At 65.9% G+C, this 17,335-nt stretch carries 15 protein-coding genes; 8 read left to right on the forward strand and 7 right to left on the reverse strand.

Translation table 11 applies throughout. The features are described 5' to 3' along the window. The first annotated feature begins 3 nt into the window (after positions 1–3). Both ACLFLU_RS11215 and ACLFLU_RS11220 read left to right on the forward strand, forming a co-directional pair. Entirely contained in the window at positions 4–1,614 is a 1,611-nt protein-coding gene (locus tag ACLFLU_RS11215; RefSeq protein WP_426412247.1) for an N-acyl-D-amino-acid deacylase family protein, read from the forward strand. 20 nt (positions 1,615–1,634) lie between these two features. Then, complete coding sequence (locus tag ACLFLU_RS11220; protein WP_426412248.1) at positions 1,635–2,018, forward strand: RidA family protein; 384 nt, start codon at positions 1,635–1,637, stop codon at positions 2,016–2,018. A 55-nt stretch (positions 2,019–2,073) separates the two neighbouring features. Here ACLFLU_RS11220 and ACLFLU_RS11225 read toward each other — a convergent pair whose 3' ends face one another. The 6 genes from ACLFLU_RS11225 to ACLFLU_RS11250 form a co-directional block, all read right to left on the reverse strand. Further along, positions 2,074–4,341 carry a TonB-dependent receptor gene (locus ACLFLU_RS11225; RefSeq protein WP_426412249.1) on the reverse strand — a complete coding sequence of 756 codons (2,268 nt, stop codon included), beginning with the start codon at positions 4,339–4,341 and terminating at the stop codon, positions 2,074–2,076. Positions 4,342–4,490: 149 nt separating this feature from the next. After that, on the reverse strand, positions 4,491–4,901 hold the full coding sequence (locus ACLFLU_RS11230; RefSeq protein ID WP_426412250.1) for a DUF2946 domain-containing protein: 411 nt from the start codon (positions 4,899–4,901) through the stop codon (positions 4,491–4,493). A 139-nt stretch (positions 4,902–5,040) separates the two neighbouring features. After that, positions 5,041–7,104 (reverse strand): hypothetical protein, encoded by a 2,064-nt coding sequence (locus tag ACLFLU_RS11235; protein WP_426412251.1) that lies wholly within the window; start codon positions 7,102–7,104, stop codon positions 5,041–5,043. 7 nt (positions 7,105–7,111) lie between these two features. Then, complete coding sequence (locus ACLFLU_RS11240) at positions 7,112–9,925, reverse strand: DUF4159 domain-containing protein (protein ID WP_426412252.1); 2,814 nt, start codon at positions 9,923–9,925, stop codon at positions 7,112–7,114. Beyond that, positions 9,922–10,866: a DUF58 domain-containing protein gene (locus ACLFLU_RS11245; protein WP_426412253.1), complete on the reverse strand. Its 945-nt coding sequence runs from the start codon at positions 10,864–10,866 to the stop codon at positions 9,922–9,924. Before ACLFLU_RS11245 ends, ACLFLU_RS11240 begins: the two co-directional genes overlap by 4 nt. Further along, the gene (locus tag ACLFLU_RS11250; RefSeq protein WP_426412254.1) at positions 10,866–11,864 is read right to left on the reverse strand and encodes an AAA family ATPase; all 999 of its coding nucleotides are present in this window, start codon (positions 11,862–11,864) and stop codon (positions 10,866–10,868) included. The genes ACLFLU_RS11245 and ACLFLU_RS11250 overlap by 1 nt, the downstream gene beginning before the upstream one ends. 278 nt (positions 11,865–12,142) lie before the next feature. Here ACLFLU_RS11250 and ACLFLU_RS11255 point away from each other — a divergent pair, with 278 nt between their 5' ends. The 6 genes from ACLFLU_RS11255 (at position 12,143) to ACLFLU_RS11280 (ending at position 16,331) form a co-directional block, all read left to right on the forward strand. After that, positions 12,143–12,754: a DUF1285 domain-containing protein gene (locus ACLFLU_RS11255; protein ID WP_426412255.1), complete on the forward strand. Its 612-nt coding sequence runs from the start codon at positions 12,143–12,145 to the stop codon at positions 12,752–12,754. Then, positions 12,751–13,443, forward strand: coding sequence for a CoA pyrophosphatase (locus ACLFLU_RS11260; RefSeq protein ID WP_426412256.1), 693 nt, complete (start codon positions 12,751–12,753; stop codon positions 13,441–13,443). The genes ACLFLU_RS11255 and ACLFLU_RS11260 overlap by 4 nt, the downstream gene beginning before the upstream one ends. Next, the gene (locus tag ACLFLU_RS11265) at positions 13,440–13,703 is read left to right on the forward strand and encodes a DUF6111 family protein (protein ID WP_426412257.1); all 264 of its coding nucleotides are present in this window, start codon (positions 13,440–13,442) and stop codon (positions 13,701–13,703) included. Before ACLFLU_RS11260 ends, ACLFLU_RS11265 begins: the two co-directional genes overlap by 4 nt. A 22-nt stretch (positions 13,704–13,725) precedes the next feature. Next, entirely contained in the window at positions 13,726–14,982 is a 1,257-nt protein-coding gene (locus tag ACLFLU_RS11270; protein WP_426412258.1) for a CCA tRNA nucleotidyltransferase, read from the forward strand. Next, a complete protein-coding gene (locus tag ACLFLU_RS11275) occupies positions 14,979–15,749 on the forward strand; it encodes a TSUP family transporter (protein ID WP_426412259.1) in 771 nt (256 codons plus the stop codon). Before ACLFLU_RS11270 ends, ACLFLU_RS11275 begins: the two co-directional genes overlap by 4 nt. Positions 15,750–16,067: 318 nt before the next feature. Further along, on the forward strand, positions 16,068–16,331 hold the full coding sequence (locus ACLFLU_RS11280) for a hypothetical protein (protein WP_426412260.1): 264 nt from the start codon (positions 16,068–16,070) through the stop codon (positions 16,329–16,331). Positions 16,332–16,345: 14 nt separating this feature from the next. Here ACLFLU_RS11280 and ACLFLU_RS11285 read toward each other — a convergent pair whose 3' ends face one another. Then, positions 16,346–17,167: an outer membrane protein gene (locus tag ACLFLU_RS11285; RefSeq protein WP_426412261.1), complete on the reverse strand. Its 822-nt coding sequence runs from the start codon at positions 17,165–17,167 to the stop codon at positions 16,346–16,348. Between the last annotated feature and the right edge of the window lie 168 nt (positions 17,168–17,335).

Below are 17,335 nucleotides of genomic sequence, written 5' to 3' on the forward strand. Positions count from 1 at the left end.
GGCATGCCCCAGAATTCCAACAGCAAGGACACGCTCATCCGCAATGCCAGGCTGATCGACGGCACCGGCGCGCCGTGGTTCGAGGCGGATCTGCGCATCAGCAATGGCCGTATCGCGGCGATCGGCGCCTCCCTGCCGGCGGAGCAGGCCGACATCATCGACGCGCGCGGATGCTATCTCGCGCCCGGCTTCATCGACGCCCACTGCCATGACGACCTGATCTGCTTGCGCGAACCCGACAGGCCCGAGAAGGCGTTGCAGGGGGTGACCACGCTCGTGGTCGGCAATTGCTGCTTCTCGCTGTATCCTGCGACCGCAGGCTCCGCCGAGATGCTGCGGCTGCATTTCTCGGGTCTCGCCGGCGAAACCCGGCCGAACGAAGTCTTCGACAGCTTCGACGGCTACCGGCTGGCCCTGGAAGGGCCAGGCGTGGCGCTCAACCTTGTTTCGCTGGTCGGACATGCCGCGATCCGGCTCGCCGTGCTCGGTTACGACCGCCGCACGGCGACGGAGCCGGAGATCGCGGCGATGCAGGCGTTGCTTGCGCAGCAACTCAAGCAGGGCGCTGCCGGCCTGTCGCTCGGGCTCGTCTATCCGCCGAGCGCCTTTGCCGACACCCATGAGCTGTGCGCGCTGGCGGAGACGGTGCGGGCTCACGGCAAGCTGCTCACCGCTCATATCCGCAGCTATGAAGCGGGCCTCCTCAATTCCATCGACGAGTTCATCGCGATCCTGCGCGCCTCCGGAGCGGCAGGGCTGCTGTCGCATTTGCAGTCGGCAGGAAAGCCGAACTGGGGCGCGATCCCCAAGGCGCTCGACCGGCTCGAGGCCGCGCGCGCGGAGGGGATCGATATCTCGTTCGACATGTATCCGTATCCTGCCGGCAGCTCCTACATGCTGCAATTGTTGCCGCCGGCGGCGCTCGAAGGCGGCATCGACGCGCTACGCGCGCGGCTGCGCGATCCGGCCCAGCGCGAGGCGCTGCGCGTGCTGGTGGAGGAGGGCGACCCCGATCCGCATGCCGCGCAGTCCAAGATCGTGCTGATCGGCTGGCACAATGTGCGCATCTCCGGCACCGGCAATCCCGCGCTGAAGCCGCTCGAGGGCAAGTCGATGGTCGATGCCGCGCGCGAGCTCGGCATCTCGCCGTTCGATCTCATGGTCCGGTGCATCGAGGAGGACCAGGGCCAGACCGGCATCATCATGTTCCAGCTCGATGAGGCCGATTTGCGCGCGGCCTTCACCCATCGCCTGCACATGGTCGGCTCCGACGGCATTCCGCGCCCGGGCACCAAGCCGCATCCACGCGCCTATGGCAGTTTCCCGCGCGTCGCCGGCCGCCTGACGCGCGAGCAAGGCTGGTTGACGTTGGAAGATGCCGTGCGGCGCATGACCGCGATGCCCGCCCAGCGCTTCGGCCTGTCCGACCGCGGCATCCTGCGGCCGGGCATGGTCGCGGATCTGACGCTGTTCGACGATACCATCATGGACAAGGCGACGTTCGAGACGCCGACGGAAATGCCCGCTGGCATCCGTTCGGTCTTCGTCGCAGGCGAGGCCGTGGTCACCGACGGACGCAGCACCTTCGCGCGGCCGGGCCGGGCCCTGACATAGTCATCACACAGGACGAGATCATGACGCTGAAACGATATGGCGCGGCCGGCGGCACCGGCACCGGCGGCCAGCACCTTCCTTTTGCCCGCGCGGTCGAGGCCGACGGCTGGCTCTACGTGTCGGGACAGACGCCGATGGAGAACGGCGAGGTGATCGAGGGCGGCATCATCCCCCAATCGCACCAGGCGATCCGCAACCTGCTCGCGATCCTGACTGAAGCCGGCTTTGAGGCCAAGGATGTCGTGCGTTGCGGCGTCTGGCTCGACGATCCCAGAGACTTTCAAAGCTTCAACAAGGTCTTCGCCGAATATTTCGGCGCCAATCCTCCGGCGCGGGCCTGCGTGGTGTCGAGCATGGTGGTGGATTGCAAGGTGGAAATCGACTGCGTCGCCTATCGCAGGTGAACCGCTTCCTGGCTGCGTCGGGGCCCGCAGGCCCCGACGCAGGAAAGCCGCACGGCTAGAACCGCTGCGACATGCCGACGTAGAAGCCGCGCCGCGGTCCGTATTGCGGAGCGAATACGCCGATGCCGGAGCCGTCGCGGATCTGGTAGATCGTGTCGAACGCATTGACCACGTCGAAGCGCACCGTCGTCGGCTTGTTCGGCGCGACGATGTTGAAGTCGTGCGACAGGCCGAAATTGACCTGCGTGTAGCCGGGCAGGTGATCGGTGTTGGCAAAGCCCGAGCGCAGGCCGCTGCCGTAGATCATCGATACGCTGAAGCGCGTGCCCTCCCAGAGATAGGAGGCGCCGGCCGACCCCGACAGCATCTGCGCGTGGTCGGTGTAGATGTAATGGCTCGCGATATAGGCGAGGTCATCGGCGGCGAACAGATACTGATTCGAGACGACGTTGGTTGCGATCTGCTTGGCCCAGGCGAGGTTGGCATAGGCGCTGAAATTGCCGTTCTTGTAGGTCGATTTCAGCTCGACGCCGACATTCTCGCCGCGATCGTAGTTGAAGCCGCTCAGCACATAGGCCGCGCCGAACTGGCCGTCGTCGAGCAGGTCGCGCGCCTTCTTGTAATAGGCGTCGGCGCCGACCTCGAGACCGGGGATCGGATAGACCTTCTGCACCACGCCGATGTCGAACACGTGCGACCGTTCCGGCAGCACCGGGCTGTTCTGCGCGACTTCAGGCGTCTGCGTGTTGGCTGGCGCGCCGGGCGGGGTCACCAGCGCCAGATTGACGGGCGTGGCGATCACTTGCGAGGGCGGGGTGAAGTTGCGGGCATAGCCGGCGTGGAACGTGGTGCCCTCGAACGGCTTCCAGGTCAGGCTGACGCGCGGGCTGAGCTGGTTCGCATCGACAAATTGGTACATCTGGTCGAAGCGCAGGCCGGCGTTCAGGGTCAGGTTGTTGGTGATCTTCCACTCATCTTGGACATATGTCCCGATCAGCCAGCCGGTCTTGGCGCTGGAATCGAACACCGAGAACGGCGCGTCGATCGTTCCCGCGGTCGGGTCGGTGGGATCGGCCAGCGGCAGCACCGTCGTCCCGCTGTTGACCAGCGTTCGCTCCGCGCTCACCGACAGGCCGAACCGCAGTGTGTGCGCATAGCCGATGCGCCAGGCGGTGTCCTGCTGGATGCCGTTGACCACGCTCTGGCGATAGACGTCCGAGGACACGCCGTTGAACACAAGATCGCCGATCGGATCAGGATAGAAATGCAGCAGGCTGGTGCGGTTGAAGTAGGAGGTCTGCGTGTCGAACTCGCCGTTCGAGGTCTGGTAGGAGACGACGTTGAACTGGTTGAACTCGTTCTGGTGCTCGCCCAGCCGGGACGAGTCGAAATCCGAGACGCCGAATGCGGTGTTAGCAGGCGTCTGGCCGGGATTGTTCGGGATCTGGAACGTCGCATTCGACACGCCGCTCATGAAGGTGAGGCGGCTGTTCGGATCGATCATCGTCGAGAGATAGAGAAATCCCTTCTCCTGGTTGGTGCGGTCGTGGATCGCATTGACCGACGGGGTCGGATTTTCGATGCCGAGATTGTTCTGGAGAAAGCGTCCCGACAGAAAATACTGCGTCTGTCCAACCGTCCCGCCATATTCCACATTGGTCGAGATGGTGCCGTGGCTGCCGCCATAGACGCCGACGACGCCGGAATTGTTGAAGGCGTCGGCCTTGGTCTGGATGTCGAGCACGCCGGCGGTGCGCTGGCCGTACTGCGCCGGCAGCGCACCGGTGAGCAGGCTCAGGCTGCCGACGATGCCGGTGTCGAGGATCTGCCCGAACGCGCCGACGCCATCGGGAAGCATCACGCCGTTGATGCGATATTGCAGGTTGGCGTGCTCGTTGCGGATATGAAGATCGCCGCTCGCGGCCGAATCCTGGGTGACGCCTGGAAATTGCAGCAGCACCTTGTCGAGCGAAGCATTGCTGCCCTGCGGCAGCGCCTCGATCGCCTGGTGCGTGAGTGTGTGGGCCGTAGCTCCGCCCGGTGGAAGAATCGATTGGCGCGCGGCGTCGAGCCGTTCGCCCGGACCCTCGACGGCGGCGGGCGCCTCGGTCTGCGGGTGCACCTGCGGCGTTGCGCGCCGCTTGGCGACGGCGACGCGAACCTTGGGGCGGCGCGGCGCCTGCGTCTGCTTGGGCGCATCGACTTCGACAGTCGGCAGCGTCGTGACCGGCGCCGTCGTCTGCGCCATGGCGCTGCCGCCGGGATAGAACAGCGTGAGTGCGGCGAGGCTCGAGCCCGCCAAGATTGCTTTTGAAGACACCATTGTCCTGATTTCCGATCGCGGACCGCCGCACTCATTCGGAGCACTTGCAGGCGGCACGCGCCGTCGACACGCGACGGATCAATTTCGATAGCCCGGCGGGATCGGCTTAGACGCGCGACCGATTCCGTTGGCAGCTCAATCGATGGGGATCAGGAGGCGGGAGGGGCGCGCGGCTGGAACGCGGTGCCGGCCGATTCCAGATGGAGGAATTCGGCATCGGTGGTGCGGTAGAGCAGCTCGACCGCCTGCGGCAGCAACAGCAAAGGAGGCATCGCGAACGTGATCGTGCCGGCCATCGCGACAAGTGCGCAGATCGCGCAATTGTCGTCGCCCGGCTGTTCGCGATCGGGGTTTGTCGGGGACTGCTTCTGGACCGCTACGCGGTCGGCCGACGCGATGCTCTCAACGCTGTTCTTGGCACTGTCGGTCAGTTGGCCTTGCGCGAGGGGCGCTGCCTGCGCGAACCAGTGGCTATGACCGAAGGTCAGCGCGAACTGCACCAGCATCGCGAACAACGCGAGCCGGGCGCCGTGCCTGATATTCGACCGGAACCACTTCATCTCAAAATGCCACCCCGCATCGCGAGGCGCCGACCGGGCGTCGCGATGTTATAATGTAACATCGCAGGAACGTTGAACGGATGTCAACCGCCGCTGCAACGGCCCAAGCGGACCGTTGCTCAATGTGTCGTTCGGGCAACTAGCGCCCTTCGCGCACCCAGGTCGCGGCGAAGGCGCCGAGCAGCAGCAACAGGCCGATCAGGCCGGCGAAGATCGGCAGTACGCCGACGCCCTTGACGACGCTGGCGTCGCGCATCCGCACGCCCATCCAGCCGTCGCCGGCAAACACGCTGGTCGAGCGCACCGGGACGATGCGCGGCAGCTCGACGCTTCCGCCATCCGCGATCCGCACGGCGCTGCCGCCGGTCGCCTGGGTCAGCGGCTTCAATGTCTCGGTGGTGGAGGTGACTTCCGAAAACTCCTTCGGATTGGTCGGGCCGACATTGATCAGCGCCTTCAGCGTGCCGTCAGTCGCCTGCCACAGGCCGAGCTCGCTCGCGGGAAGGCTGGCGCGCCACTCGCCGGGATCGCCGGGGCTGAGCGTCAGATCACGCGAGACGCCGGAGGGCGAGGTCACGCTCACCGGCTGGACGCTGTCCGCCATGGTCTGGCGCACGACGACGAGATCCTTGCCCTGGACCTGGAGGCGCAGCGCTTCCTCGTCGAGATCCGGCTGCTTCATCAGCCAGTGCGACATCCGCCTGAGCAGATCGAGATGCGGACCGCCGCCCTCATAGCCGCGCGCCCACAGCCAGATGTGATCGGACAGCAGCAGCGCCACGCGGCCTTCGCCGAAGCGGGAGAGGAACAGCAACGGCTTGCCGTCCGCGCCCGTCATCACCGGCGGGTTGACCGAATTGCGGGTCTCGACGGTGCGGAAGAAGCGGCTCCAGTGCGGCGGATCGTCGGCCGAGCCCTCCAGCCCGCGCGTGACGGGATGGCGTTTGCCGATGTCGGAGAGATGCGCATAGAACGGCTTCTCGGTGACGCCGACGGGTTCTGCCGGCAGCACGGTGTCGAGCGGCGTGCGCCAGATGCTGGTGTTTGAGGCATAGTCGGGGCCGGCCGATACCAGCACGGCGCCGCCCGCGCGCACATAGCGCGCGATGTTGTCGAAATAGGCGATCGGCAGCACGCCCTGGCGGGCGTAGCGATCGAAGATGATCAGCTGGAATTCGTTGATGTGCTGCTGGAACAGCTCGCGGGTCGGAAACGCGATCAGCGACAATTCGTTGATCGGCGTGCCGTCCTGCTTCTCCGGCGGACGCAGAATGGTGAAATGCACGAGGTCGACGCTGGCGTCGGACTTCAGCAGGTTGCGCCAGGTGCGCTCGCCGGAATGCGGCTCGCCGGACACCAGGAGCACGCGCAGCTTGTCGCGCACGCCGTCGATGGCAACGACGGCGCGATTGTTCACCGGCGTCAATTCTCTCTCGAGCGGCGAGGCCTCGATCTCGACGATGTTCGGACCGGCATGCTTGATCTCGACGTCGACGCTGGCGGTCTGGCCGCTCGAGAGCGTGCGCTCGTTGATGACCTCGCCGTCGCGGCGGACCGTGACCTTGGCGCGCTCGCCGGTGACGCCCTGGTCGTCGAGCTTGTAGGTGATGGTCTGGTTCTGGCCGACGATGCCGAAGCGGGGTGCCGCGGTGATCGCGATGCGGCGATCGCGCTCGTCCTTCTGTCCGGTGATCAGCGCCTGCACCGGCGCCTGGAAGCCGAGCGCGGCGGCGTTGGCGGGGATGTCGTGAACGCGGCCGTCCGTGATCAGGAACGCGCCGGCGACGCGGTCAACCGGCACATCCGACAGCGCGGAGGCCAGCGCGCCGAACAGCTTTGTGCCGTCGGTCTCGCCGTCGGCCTGTCCGGCATCGACGACGCGCACCTCGAGTCCCTTGATCTTCTTCAGGCTGTCGACCAGCGCCTCCTGCGCCTTCGCGGCTTCCTGATTGCGCTTGCCGAAATTCTGGCTCGGGCTCTTGTCGACGACGACGGCGGCAACCGAGGTGAGGGGATCGCGGTCCTCGCGCGTGAAGGAGGGATTGGCGAGCGCCAGCAGGAACAGAGCCAGTGCTGCCACGCGCACCGCCGCGCCGCGCGCCCGCGCAAGCAGCAGCAGAAACGCGATGACCACGATCGCAGCGAGCGCGATCCACAGGACGATCGCGGGAACCAGCGGCGTGAACGCGATGCCGTAATTCATATCGATCCTATTGGCCTAACCGTTCAATCAACGCCGGTGCGTGCACCTGGTCGGCCTTGTAGTTGCCGGTCAGCGTGTACATCACGATGTTGACGCCGGCGCGGTAGGCGAATTCACGCTGGCGCGGTTCGCCGGGCGTGAGCGGCAGCATCGGCTGGCCGTCGGGACGAAGTGCCCAGGCGCCTGCGAGGTCGTTGGAGGTGATGATGATCGGAGAGACGCCGTCGCCGCCGCGTGCTGGGCGCTGCGCGCTCTCGTCGTCGTCCTCGCGCGGCAGTGCTTCCACCCAGGTCTGGCCCGCGTTGAAGCGGCCGGGGAAGTCGCGCAAGAGATAGAAGGTCTTGGTCAGCACATGCTCGCGCGGCACCGGCTCGAGCTCGGGCACGTCGAGCGATGAGAGAATCTCGCGCAGGGCCTGCATGCCCGGCGTCTGCGAAGCGCCATTCTCGCCGGGCAGTGCTTCGACCGCGTCGCGGGTGTCGAAGATCACGGTGCCGCCCTGCTTCATGTAGGCGTCGATCTTGTTGATGGCGTCCTGTGGCGGCTTCGGCGCGCCCGGCACGATCGGCCAGTAGATCAACGGGAAGAACGCGAGCTCGTCGCGTGCGGGATCGACGCCGACGGGATCGCCGGCCTCGAGCGCGGTGCGCTGCGCCAGGAACAGCGTCAGGCCCGACATGCCGGCCTTGACGATGGAGTCGACGTCGGCATTGCCGGTGACGACATAGGCGAGGCGGGTCTGCGACGTCGACTTCATCGCGAACTCGTCCGACGCGCTGTCGGCGTGCGACGGCGTCGGCGTCAGCACCGCGATGCCTGCGAGCACGAAGCCGAGCAGGATCATGGCGGGCGCAGCGCGGCGGCGCAGCAGCGCGGCGAGGCCGCCGCCGAGCAGCGCCACGATGATGGCGTCGACCAGGAACAGGGCGAGCGAGGTCGAGAGCAGCCAGCCGCGCAAGTCGCGCGGTTCGGCATTGGTGTAGGTGGCGTGCCGGGCGCGCAGGCTTGTGGTGTTGAGGGCTGCGATGCGGTCGGCGGCGGCGAGCGTGTTCACGGCGAGCGGTCCTTCTGCCGGACCGTAGAAGCCGGGCGGATGATCCGACGTGGCGCGGTCGCGATAATCAGCCGTCAGTGGCTTGGCGGTCGCCGGCGGCGGGCCGAAGGCGCCGAAGCCGTCGAGCATGTGCAGCGGCGCCAGCGTCTCGGTGCTGGCTTCGCCAGCGACGCCGGGGCCGGGTTTGGACGTGTAGCCGGACATGTCGACGACGCGTCTGAGCATTTCGACGAAGGTGCCCGACATCGGCAGATCCGACCAGCGCATGTCGGCGCTCACGTGGAACAGGCTGACCAGCCCCTTGCCGCGATGCTCGCCGGTGACGAGCGGCGTGCCGTCTTCGAGCGAGGCCCAGCTCTTGGTGGCCAGCACCGCATCGGGCTCGGCCAGCACCTGCCGGTTCACGGTGACATCCTTGGGTACGGCAACGCCGGCAAACGGACCGTCGGCGGCGAACGCGGCGAGATGCTGCGGCTTCTCCCAGGTCAGGCTGCCGCCGAGCGTGCGGCCGCCCTTGCGCAGCTTGACCGGGACGAGATCGTCCTCGGCCTGCGCCAGCCGGGGGCCTGCGAACCGCACCAGCACGCCGCCCTGGTCGATCCAGGCGTTGAGACGCTCGCGCAATTCGGGCGCGACCGTGCCGACATCGGCGAGGATGATCATCGGCAGTTTCTGGTCGAGGAACTGGGTGATGCCCTGCTGCGGCGAGCCCTTGTCGGCGAGCCGCACGTCGGCAAACGGCGCCAGCGCGCGCGTGAGATAGAAAGCCGGCGCCAGCAGCGGCTGAGCGGTCTCGCTGCTTGCGCCCGAGACGATGCCGATGGCGCGCCGCCGCCAGCGCTTGTCGAGCAGCTGTACCGCGCCGGCCGAACGCTCGCCGGAGATCTCGAGCCGCGAGATATCGTTGCGCAGCTCGACCGGCAGGTCGAATGCGGCCTCGGTCTCCTTGTCCTGCAGGCCAAACGTAAAGCGCGCCTCGCCGATCGGCGAGGCCTTCTGGTCCAGCGCCCGCACGGTGCCAGCGGCAATGCCGCTGTCGGTGCGCAGCACCTTCACCGTCATCTTCGCAGCCGCGTTCTCCGCCGCGACCAGCGCCAGCGGGGACGAGGTGCCGCCTTCGAACACCGTCAAGCTGCGATCCCCTAAGGTCTTGCCGAGCCCAGCTACGAACTCGTCGCCGCGGCCGGTGTCGACGCCGTCGGACAGCCAGGCGATTTCGCAGTCGCCGGTCGCTTTCAGGAAGCGATCGATCGCGGTGAGGGTGTCAACGCGCTCGATCGAATAGGGCTTTGGCACGATCTGCCGCAACGCAACGCGCGCCGCGCCCGCCGGCATCAGCGTGATGTCGCGGTTCGGCTCGGACAGCGGTACCAGCGCTATCGCGCGGCGGTCGTTGTCGGCATTCGCGATCAACTCGTCGGCGGCCCGGATCCGCGTGTCCCAGTTCGACGCGGCGCTCCAGCCGTCGTCGAGCATGATCATCAGCGGTGCCTTGCTGGCGGCCAGGCCCGTCTGCGGATTCCAGATCGGGCCGGCGGCGGCGAAGATCACCAGCGCTGCGGCGAGCAGGCGCAGCGCGGTCAGCCACCACGGCGTTCGCGACGGCGTCTCTTCCCGCGGCGCGATGTCGAACAGCAGGCGTGTCGGCGGAAATTCGATGCGGCGCGGCCGCGGCGGCATCACGCGGAGCAGCCACCACAGCATCGGCAGGCTGATAAGGCCGATCAGGAGCAGCGGTTCGGTGAAGGCGAGCGGCAATCCCATCATGCGACCGGCCCCGCCTTGATCGAGGTGATGCGGGCGCCTGACTTGCTCACCTGCAGGCCGGCATGGAGGAACAGCAGCAGCTCGGCGGCCGAGCGGTCGGTCGCATGCGTCGTGAACAGCCAGTCGAGCTTGTTGGTCTCGGCGCGGATCTGGTCGCGGTGCAGCGCCAGCCGCGCGGTGTAATCCTCTGCCCAGCTTTCGGCGCGGCCGGCGGTGATCACGCCAAAACCTTCCGGCTCGACGAACTCGACGCGGCCGGAATAGGGAAACGATTCCTCGGCGGGATCGACGATCTGCACCAGCGTGCCATGTGCGCCGGAGCCGGAGAGCCCCGCGAGCGTGGTCCTGATCTCCGCGATCGGCGACCAGAAGTCCGACAGCACGATGGTTTCGGCCAGCGCGGCAGGGACGAAGGACGGCGGCAGGCTCAGCCGGTCGGCATCGTCATGCAGCATCGCCTGCGCCATCTTGTCGATGACGCTGTGGCTTGCGGTCGGTGCCATCAATCCGGGAATGCCGACGCGCTCGCCGCCCGCGACCAGCAACTCGGCCAGCGCGAAGGCGACGATCAGCGTACGCTCCAATTTGGATTCACGCGCGGTCTTCGAGGCGAACGCCATCGACTGCGAGCGGTCGGGCCAGATCCAGACCGTGTGGGAGGCTTCCCATTCGAGCTCGCGGACATAGAGATGGTCGTCACGCGCCGAGCGGCGCCAGTCGACATTCTGCGACGGCTCGCCCGACACGAAGCGGCGGTATTGCCAGAAATTTTCGCCTGAGCCGGCGCGTCGCCGGCCATGCAGGCCGTGGATGACATTGGCGGCGATGCGGCGGGCCTCGAGCACCAGGCGCGGCAGCGAAGCGGCGAGCGTACGGCTTTCGCCATCGGCACGTCGGATCGCTAGTGTCTCCCTTGCTGTGTGCCCGGTCTCTGCGGCCATCAACCGATCCGTGTCTTCAATTGCCGGATCACGTCCGGAATCGTGCGTCCCTCGGCGCGCGCCTGGAACGTCAGTGCCATGCGGTGCTTCAGAATCGGCTCGGCAAGGTCGAGCACGTCGTCGATCGAGGGCGCGAGGCGTCCGTCGATCAGCGCGCGGGCGCGTACGGCGAGCATGAGGGATTGGCTGGCGCGCGGGCCAGGGCCCCAGGCGATGAACTTGCCGGCCTCGCCGCTGTCCGGACCCGGACGGGCCGAACGCACCAGCGAAAGGATGGCTTCAACCACGGAATCGCCGACCGGCAGGCGCCGCACCAGCCGCTGCGCCGTGATCAGCGCATCCGCCGTCAATGATGCCTTCGCCAGCGTCTCCTCTGCGCCGGTGGTCTCGAACAGGATGCGCCGCTCGGCATCGCGATCGGGATAATCGACGTCGATCTCCATCAGGAAGCGGTCGAGCTGCGCTTCGGGCAGCGGATAGGTGCCTTCCTGCTCCAGCGGGTTTTGCGTCGCCAGCACGTGGAACGGTTTTGGCAGATCGTGGCGCGCGCCGGCGACGGTGATGTGCTGCTCCTGCATCGCCTGCAGCAGCGCCGATTGCGTGCGCGGGCTGGCGCGGTTGATCTCGTCGGCCATCAGCAACTGCGCGAAGACGGGGCCGGAGATGAAGCGGAAGGAGCGTTTTCCCGCGGTGCTCTCGTCGAGCACCTCGGCGCCGAGAATGTCCGACGGCATCAGGTCAGGCGTGAACTGGATGCGCTTGGCATCGAGACCGAGCGTGACGCCGAGCGTCTCGACCAGCTTGGTCTTGGCGAGGCCAGGCACGCCGATCAGGAGCGCATGGCCGCCGGAGAGGATGGTGACCAGCGTGTTCTCGATCACGCGATCCTGGCCGAAGATCACCGATGCGATCGCGTCCTTCGCCGCGCGCACCTGGCTCGACACCTGCTCGGCCGAACGGACGATGCCGTCTTCGAGCTTCTCGACACTTTCCGCCATCCGTTAGCTCCTTAAGCCTGCCACGCGGCTATCTTGCGTCGTCATTTCACGTCGACATTCACGTCGTCTTGGGCCTCATGCTAGACTTGCAGGAAGGCCATGTATTCGTTGAATTAACCTATCCCCACCTTATCGGCTTAGGGTTATGTAGGGCATCACGAAGTGGCGACCTCCACACCGGACTATTCCGGAGTGGAACCGCGCACCGATTTACAACGTAGACCTGCACCAATCGTGCCAAACGACATCCGTGCGAAATGACAAAGTCAGGGCAAACCATGGCGAACCAAGGGCAGAGCGCCGATCGCGGTCTTGAGGGGCTGACTGCCGCCGCCAAAAGTGCTGCCAATGCCGAAGGCGTCAAAAAAGGACTACCTCCGGTGCATCTGTGGAATCCGCCGTTTTGCGGCGATCTCGACATTCGAATCGGCATCGATGGTACATGGTTCTACATGGGCACGCCAATCGGGCGGGTCGCGCTTGTGCGCTTGTTCTCGACCATCCTGAAGCGCGAAGGCGACAAGCATTTCCTCGTCACGCCTGTGGAGAAGGTCGGCATCCGCGTCGACGACGCACCGTTCATGGCGGTCGAGATGCGCAAGGATGGCGAGGACAACCATCGCGTGCTCAGCTTCCGCACCAATGTCGACGACTGGGTCACCTGTGACGCCGCGCACCGGCTCCGGTTCGCGCAGGCCAGGGACGGCGGGTTGACGCCATACCTGCATGTCCGCGCCGACCTCTGGGCCAAGGTCACGCGTGCGCTCTATTACGATCTGGTTGACATGGGCGAGGAGCGGATGGTCGATGGCCAGCCGATGTTTGGCGTCGAGTCGGCCGGCGAGTTCTTCGCCATGGCCGACGCGGAGCAGGTGAGGGCCGCGCTTTGAACAAGCCTATCTCCAGGAGCGAGTCCAAGAGCGAGGAGAGCGAGCCCGTCGCTTTCCGCGCGGCGGATTTCTTTGCCCGCACCAAGGCGAGGCTTGGCTTCGACGTTCCGCCGGGCCTGTTTGATCCGAATATCGTCCCCGCCTCCGGCGATCCCGGCACCGACAAGATGCTCGAGATCGTCGCGCGCGAGCAGCCGGTGCGCCCCGCAGCGGTTCTGATCGCGGTGGTCGACCGTCCCGAGCCGACCATCCTGCTGACGCAGCGCTCGGCGAACCTCAACGATCACGCCGGCCAGATCGCTTTTCCTGGCGGCAAGATCGACGCGACCGATTCCTCACCGCTCGACGCCGCGCTGCGCGAGGCCGAGGAGGAGGTCGGGCTGTCGCGCGATTTCGTCGAGCCGATCGGCTATCTCGATCTGTATGGCACGGCGTTCGGCTTTCGCATCCTGCCGACGGTCGCCAGGGTGCGGCCGGGCTTTCAGCTCACCATCAATCATTCCGAGGTTGATGACGCATTCGAAGTGCCGCTATCCTTCCTGATGAATCCGGCGAACCACCAGGTGCACAGCAAGGAATTCCGCGGCATGGAGCGGTTTTACTATGCGATGCCGTTTGCGGAGCGCTACATCTGGGGTGCGACGGCCGGAATGCTGCGTGTGCTGTATGAGCGGATCTACTCGTCATGATCCGGCCGGTTCTGACCGAGATCGGAATCTTCCTCATCCCCTTTGCCGTCTATGCGCTGTTCCTGGCCGCCACGCGGTCCGGCCTGTTCGTGCAATCGTCCTGGCCGATCACCGTCGTCGCGCGGCTTATCCTGGTGGCGCTGGTGCTTGTCATCGCCGGACTGATTGGCCTTGCGCATTTCTCCGGCGCCGCGCCGAACTCGACTTACGTTCCCGCCCATATCGAGAACGGCAAGCTCGTGCCGGGCAGGGACAGTTGAATGGAAAGATAAGGGCCGGACGATGAGCGCGGAGCCGATACTTGCTGGTGCGCCCTGGCTGACCTCAGGCGGGACGGCGCGCGTCCTGCAACTGCTCAACGCCAATGGCGAGGAAGCGCGCGTGGTCGGCGGCACCGTCCGCAACGCGCTGCTCGGCCTGCCGCCGGGCGATACGGATATCGCGACCACGGCGCGCCCCGACGAGGTGGTGCGGCGTGCGAAAAGCGCCGGCATCAAGAGCGTGCCGACCGGCATTGACCACGGCACCGTCACGCTGGTCATCGACAGCGAGCCTTACGAAGTCACGACGCTGCGCGAGGACACCGAAACCTTCGGCCGCAAGGCCAAGGTCGTATTCGGCCGTGACTGGCTGAAGGACGCCGAGCGGCGCGACTTCACCATGAACGGCCTGTCGGTCGATGCGAACGGCGTGGTCTACGACTATGTCGGCGGCATCGCGGATGCCAGGGCGCGGCGCGTGCGCTTCATCGGCGAGCCCGACCAGCGCATCGCCGAGGATTATTTGCGCATCCTGCGCTTCTTCCGCATCCATGCCGCCTTCGGCGCCGGCGAGCCTGATCGCGACGGCTACCTCGCCTGCATCCGTGGTCGCGCCGGCCTTGCCACGCTGTCTGCCGAGCGCGTGCGCATGGAGATGCTGAAACTGCTGGTTGCCGGCGGCGCATCCGCAGCCGCGCTTGCGATGGCCGATGCCGGCTTGCTGCAGGCGCTGATCGGCGGCGTTGCCTATACCGGGCCGCTGACGGCGATGATCGCGATCGAGCAAGAGCTGCGCTTGCCGGCGAGCAGCACGCGCCGTCTCGCCGCGCTGACGGTGGCCGTCACCGAAGACGCCAAGCGCCTCGCCACCCGCCTGCGGCTGTCGAACGCGGAGGCCAAGGCGCTGGATTCCATGGGCCATCGCTGGTGGCGCTTCGCCATCAAGGACGAGGCCAATGCGCGGCGGCTGGTGTACCGGCTGGGGCCCGAGCGCTATCACGATCGTGTGTTGCTGGCCTGGGCGAGGGCCGGCGGCGACGTAACGTCGTCGCGCTGGCGCGAGCTCGCCGAGCTGCCGCAACGCTGGACCGCGCCGAAATTCCCGCTGAGAGCCGCCGACTTCATCGCGCGCGGAATGGCCGAGGGACCAGCGCTCGGCCATGTGTTGACACTCGCCGAGGACGCTTGGCTGGCGGCGGATTTTCCATTAGAGGAAGCCGCACTCGCTTCCATCGCCGATCAAGCTGCGGCACGCGTCAGCCGCGACGAGAGAACGTGACCATCGTCTCAGGCTTCGCCGACATCTCGATGTTTCAGCTTCTGCTGGTCGCGATGATGGCGTTGTTTGCGTCGATCATCGGTGGTCTCGCCGGCTACGGCACCGGCGCGTTGATGCCGCTGGTGCTGGTGCCGCTGGTCGGTGCCGAGCCGGTGGTGCCGATCATCGCGATCTCCGCCCTCTTCACCAATTCCAGCCGTGCAATTGCCTATCTCCGCTATGCCGACCGCCGCCGCGCGCTGATCGTGCTGGTCTGCGCGGCGCTGACCACCGCGCTCGGCGCCTATGGCTATACGCGGCTCACCAATGCCGGGGCTGCGCTCGTGATCGGCACCATGCTGATCCTCAGCGTGCCGCTCCGCCGCGTGCTGCGCCGCCGCCAGGTCAAGATCGGCGACACCGGCCTTGCGGCGGGATCCGTCGGCTACGGCGTGCTGGTCGGCGGCACCTCAGGCTCCGGCGTGATCCTGCTCTCGCTGCTGATGGCCGCGGGCCTTGAGGGCGCCGCCGTGATCGCAACCGACGCGATGATCTCGCTCGGCACCGGTCTGATCAAGATCTCGATCTTCGGCCTCGCCGGCGCCGTCACCGCGCAGGTGCTCGCCTTCGCACTTCTGATCGGCGGCATCGCCATCCCCGGCGCGTTCCTCGCCAAGGCCTTTGTCGAGCGGATGCCGGTGCACATCCACACCGCGATCCTCGACGTCGCGGTGATCACCGGCGGGCTGGTGATGATCTCAGCGGCGGCGAGGCAGGTGATCGGGTAGGGGGCCTTGGCGTCAGGCGGGGTTGAGGCACCGATGGTCAACGACACAGCGCAAGCAAAAGCTGGTGCGCGATTCGGAACTTTCGGAAAATTCCGAGGTAGATCGGATGGCCAATGGTATGGAGTGCCGCCTGTAGCGCATTCTGACGTTCCTGGTCTGGTGAAAGCCCGTCAGTCCAGCAAATTGGCCTCAGCTCAGCCAGCCCCGAGTTGAGGCCGATTTTTGCTGGCAATTGGCAGTGGGAATGGGCCATCGGGCATGGTGTCAGGAAGGATTTGCCCGGACAAGATTCCAGCGTGAGGCCTGGGAGGACAGCCAATGTTCTGGGTATTTTGGGACACGATGCTCAAGCGCGTCCGTATCCACCACCAGGACTGCGAAGCGTGCCGAAATGGCCAGGGAATGCAGCAGGGACATATCCGCGTTGGCCGCGGCAGCACTTATTTCTGGGAGGAGTTTCCGAGCTATGCAGAGGCCCTCCGGAAAACAGAGCGGCTTCGCCGAGCGGGCATGATTGCTCAAGGCTGTCGCGTCAATTGCAGCCTTTGCCATCCGGAACGTCTAAACAAGGATTCGGCTTAGGGTCTCGTTGATCTCTAGAAGCCGTAATTCAGGCCGACGCGCACCAGATTGCCGTTGTTGTGAAATCTGTACGTGATGGTGTTGTTCGCATCGCCCGGAATCGGGGCGTAATCCAGGGTGAGGTTTCGCGTGCCAAGATCGTAATAGAGGTATTCGACCTTGGCCCTCCAATTGCTCGCAAATGCGTACTCCAGGCCGCCGCCTGCCGTCCACCCGACGCGAACCGCCGACGAGCTGGCGCTGATCAGAAATGGGCCCGCGCCGTTCGGCACGCCAATGGTATAGATGCTGTCATCGACCTGGCCATAGGCGAGGCCACCGGTCGCAAACGCAAGCAACCTGTTGTTCAGGGTCGTAAACCCGAGGCGACCGCGTACGGTCCCAAGCCAGCCCAGCTTCTGGGTCGCGGATTCGGTATTGGCGTCGATCAAGCCGCCGCCGATGAAAGGGGTCACCGGGAACACGCGCGTGTCGGTCTTCTTCAGACCGCTGTAGTTGATGTCGGCTTCAACACCCGCGACCCAATTTGAGCCGAACTGGAAATTGTATCCAGCCTGAGCCCCGCCGGTGAAAGCGGTATCGCGGACATCGAAGCTCGGGAATTGGCCAACGGCCTGGCGTCCGGGAAAGTCAACGCCGGTGGTCGTGAATGACACCGGGTCCGCCCGCCTGTCGTTCCAGATGACGCCCACATTTCCGCCCAGGTAGAACCCGGACCAGCTGTAGGCGACCGGCGCCGCTCCCGCAGGCGCCTTGTACACGGGCGCAAGATCGGCCGCGTTGACCGAACCAGTCATCACGATCGTAGCGATAACAGCAGGAACCCACGCCCTCACAGACCATCTCCCGTTAGCCCGCGGGCTTATCTAACCACAAGTACGCGACGATACCTGTGCACTTCAGGCAACACCCTGTGAAATACTGATGGAAAATCGAAGTTCCACTCGGCCATGGTTAACGAACCAGTCGAGCTGCGCCGCCGACCAAGGAGGCGGGGATCAGTG

The sequence above is a fragment of the Bradyrhizobium ganzhouense genome, from assembly GCF_049949285.1.
GTDB lineage: Bacteria > Pseudomonadota > Alphaproteobacteria > Rhizobiales > Xanthobacteraceae > Bradyrhizobium > Bradyrhizobium ganzhouense.

Coding starts and splice junctions, on each gene's coding strand:
- ACLFLU_RS11215 (WP_426412247.1), top strand. CDS start 4: ATGCCCCAGAATTCCAACAGCAAGGACACGCTCATCCGCAATGCCAGG.
- ACLFLU_RS11220 (WP_426412248.1), top strand. CDS start 1,635: ATGACGCTGAAACGATATGGCGCGGCCGGCGGCACCGGCACCGGCGGC.
- ACLFLU_RS11225 (WP_426412249.1), bottom strand. CDS start 4,341: ATGGTGTCTTCAAAAGCAATCTTGGCGGGCTCGAGCCTCGCCGCACTC.
- ACLFLU_RS11230 (WP_426412250.1), bottom strand. CDS start 4,901: ATGAAGTGGTTCCGGTCGAATATCAGGCACGGCGCCCGGCTCGCGTTG.
- ACLFLU_RS11235 (WP_426412251.1), bottom strand. CDS start 7,104: ATGAATTACGGCATCGCGTTCACGCCGCTGGTTCCCGCGATCGTCCTG.
- ACLFLU_RS11240 (WP_426412252.1), bottom strand. CDS start 9,925: ATGATGGGATTGCCGCTCGCCTTCACCGAACCGCTGCTCCTGATCGGC.
- ACLFLU_RS11245 (WP_426412253.1), bottom strand. CDS start 10,866: ATGGCCGCAGAGACCGGGCACACAGCAAGGGAGACACTAGCGATCCGA.
- ACLFLU_RS11250 (WP_426412254.1), bottom strand. CDS start 11,864: ATGGCGGAAAGTGTCGAGAAGCTCGAAGACGGCATCGTCCGTTCGGCC.
- ACLFLU_RS11255 (WP_426412255.1), top strand. CDS start 12,143: ATGGCGAACCAAGGGCAGAGCGCCGATCGCGGTCTTGAGGGGCTGACT.
- ACLFLU_RS11265 (WP_426412257.1), top strand. CDS start 13,440: ATGATCCGGCCGGTTCTGACCGAGATCGGAATCTTCCTCATCCCCTTT.
- ACLFLU_RS11270 (WP_426412258.1), top strand. CDS start 13,726: ATGAGCGCGGAGCCGATACTTGCTGGTGCGCCCTGGCTGACCTCAGGC.
- ACLFLU_RS11280 (WP_426412260.1), top strand. CDS start 16,068: ATGTTCTGGGTATTTTGGGACACGATGCTCAAGCGCGTCCGTATCCAC.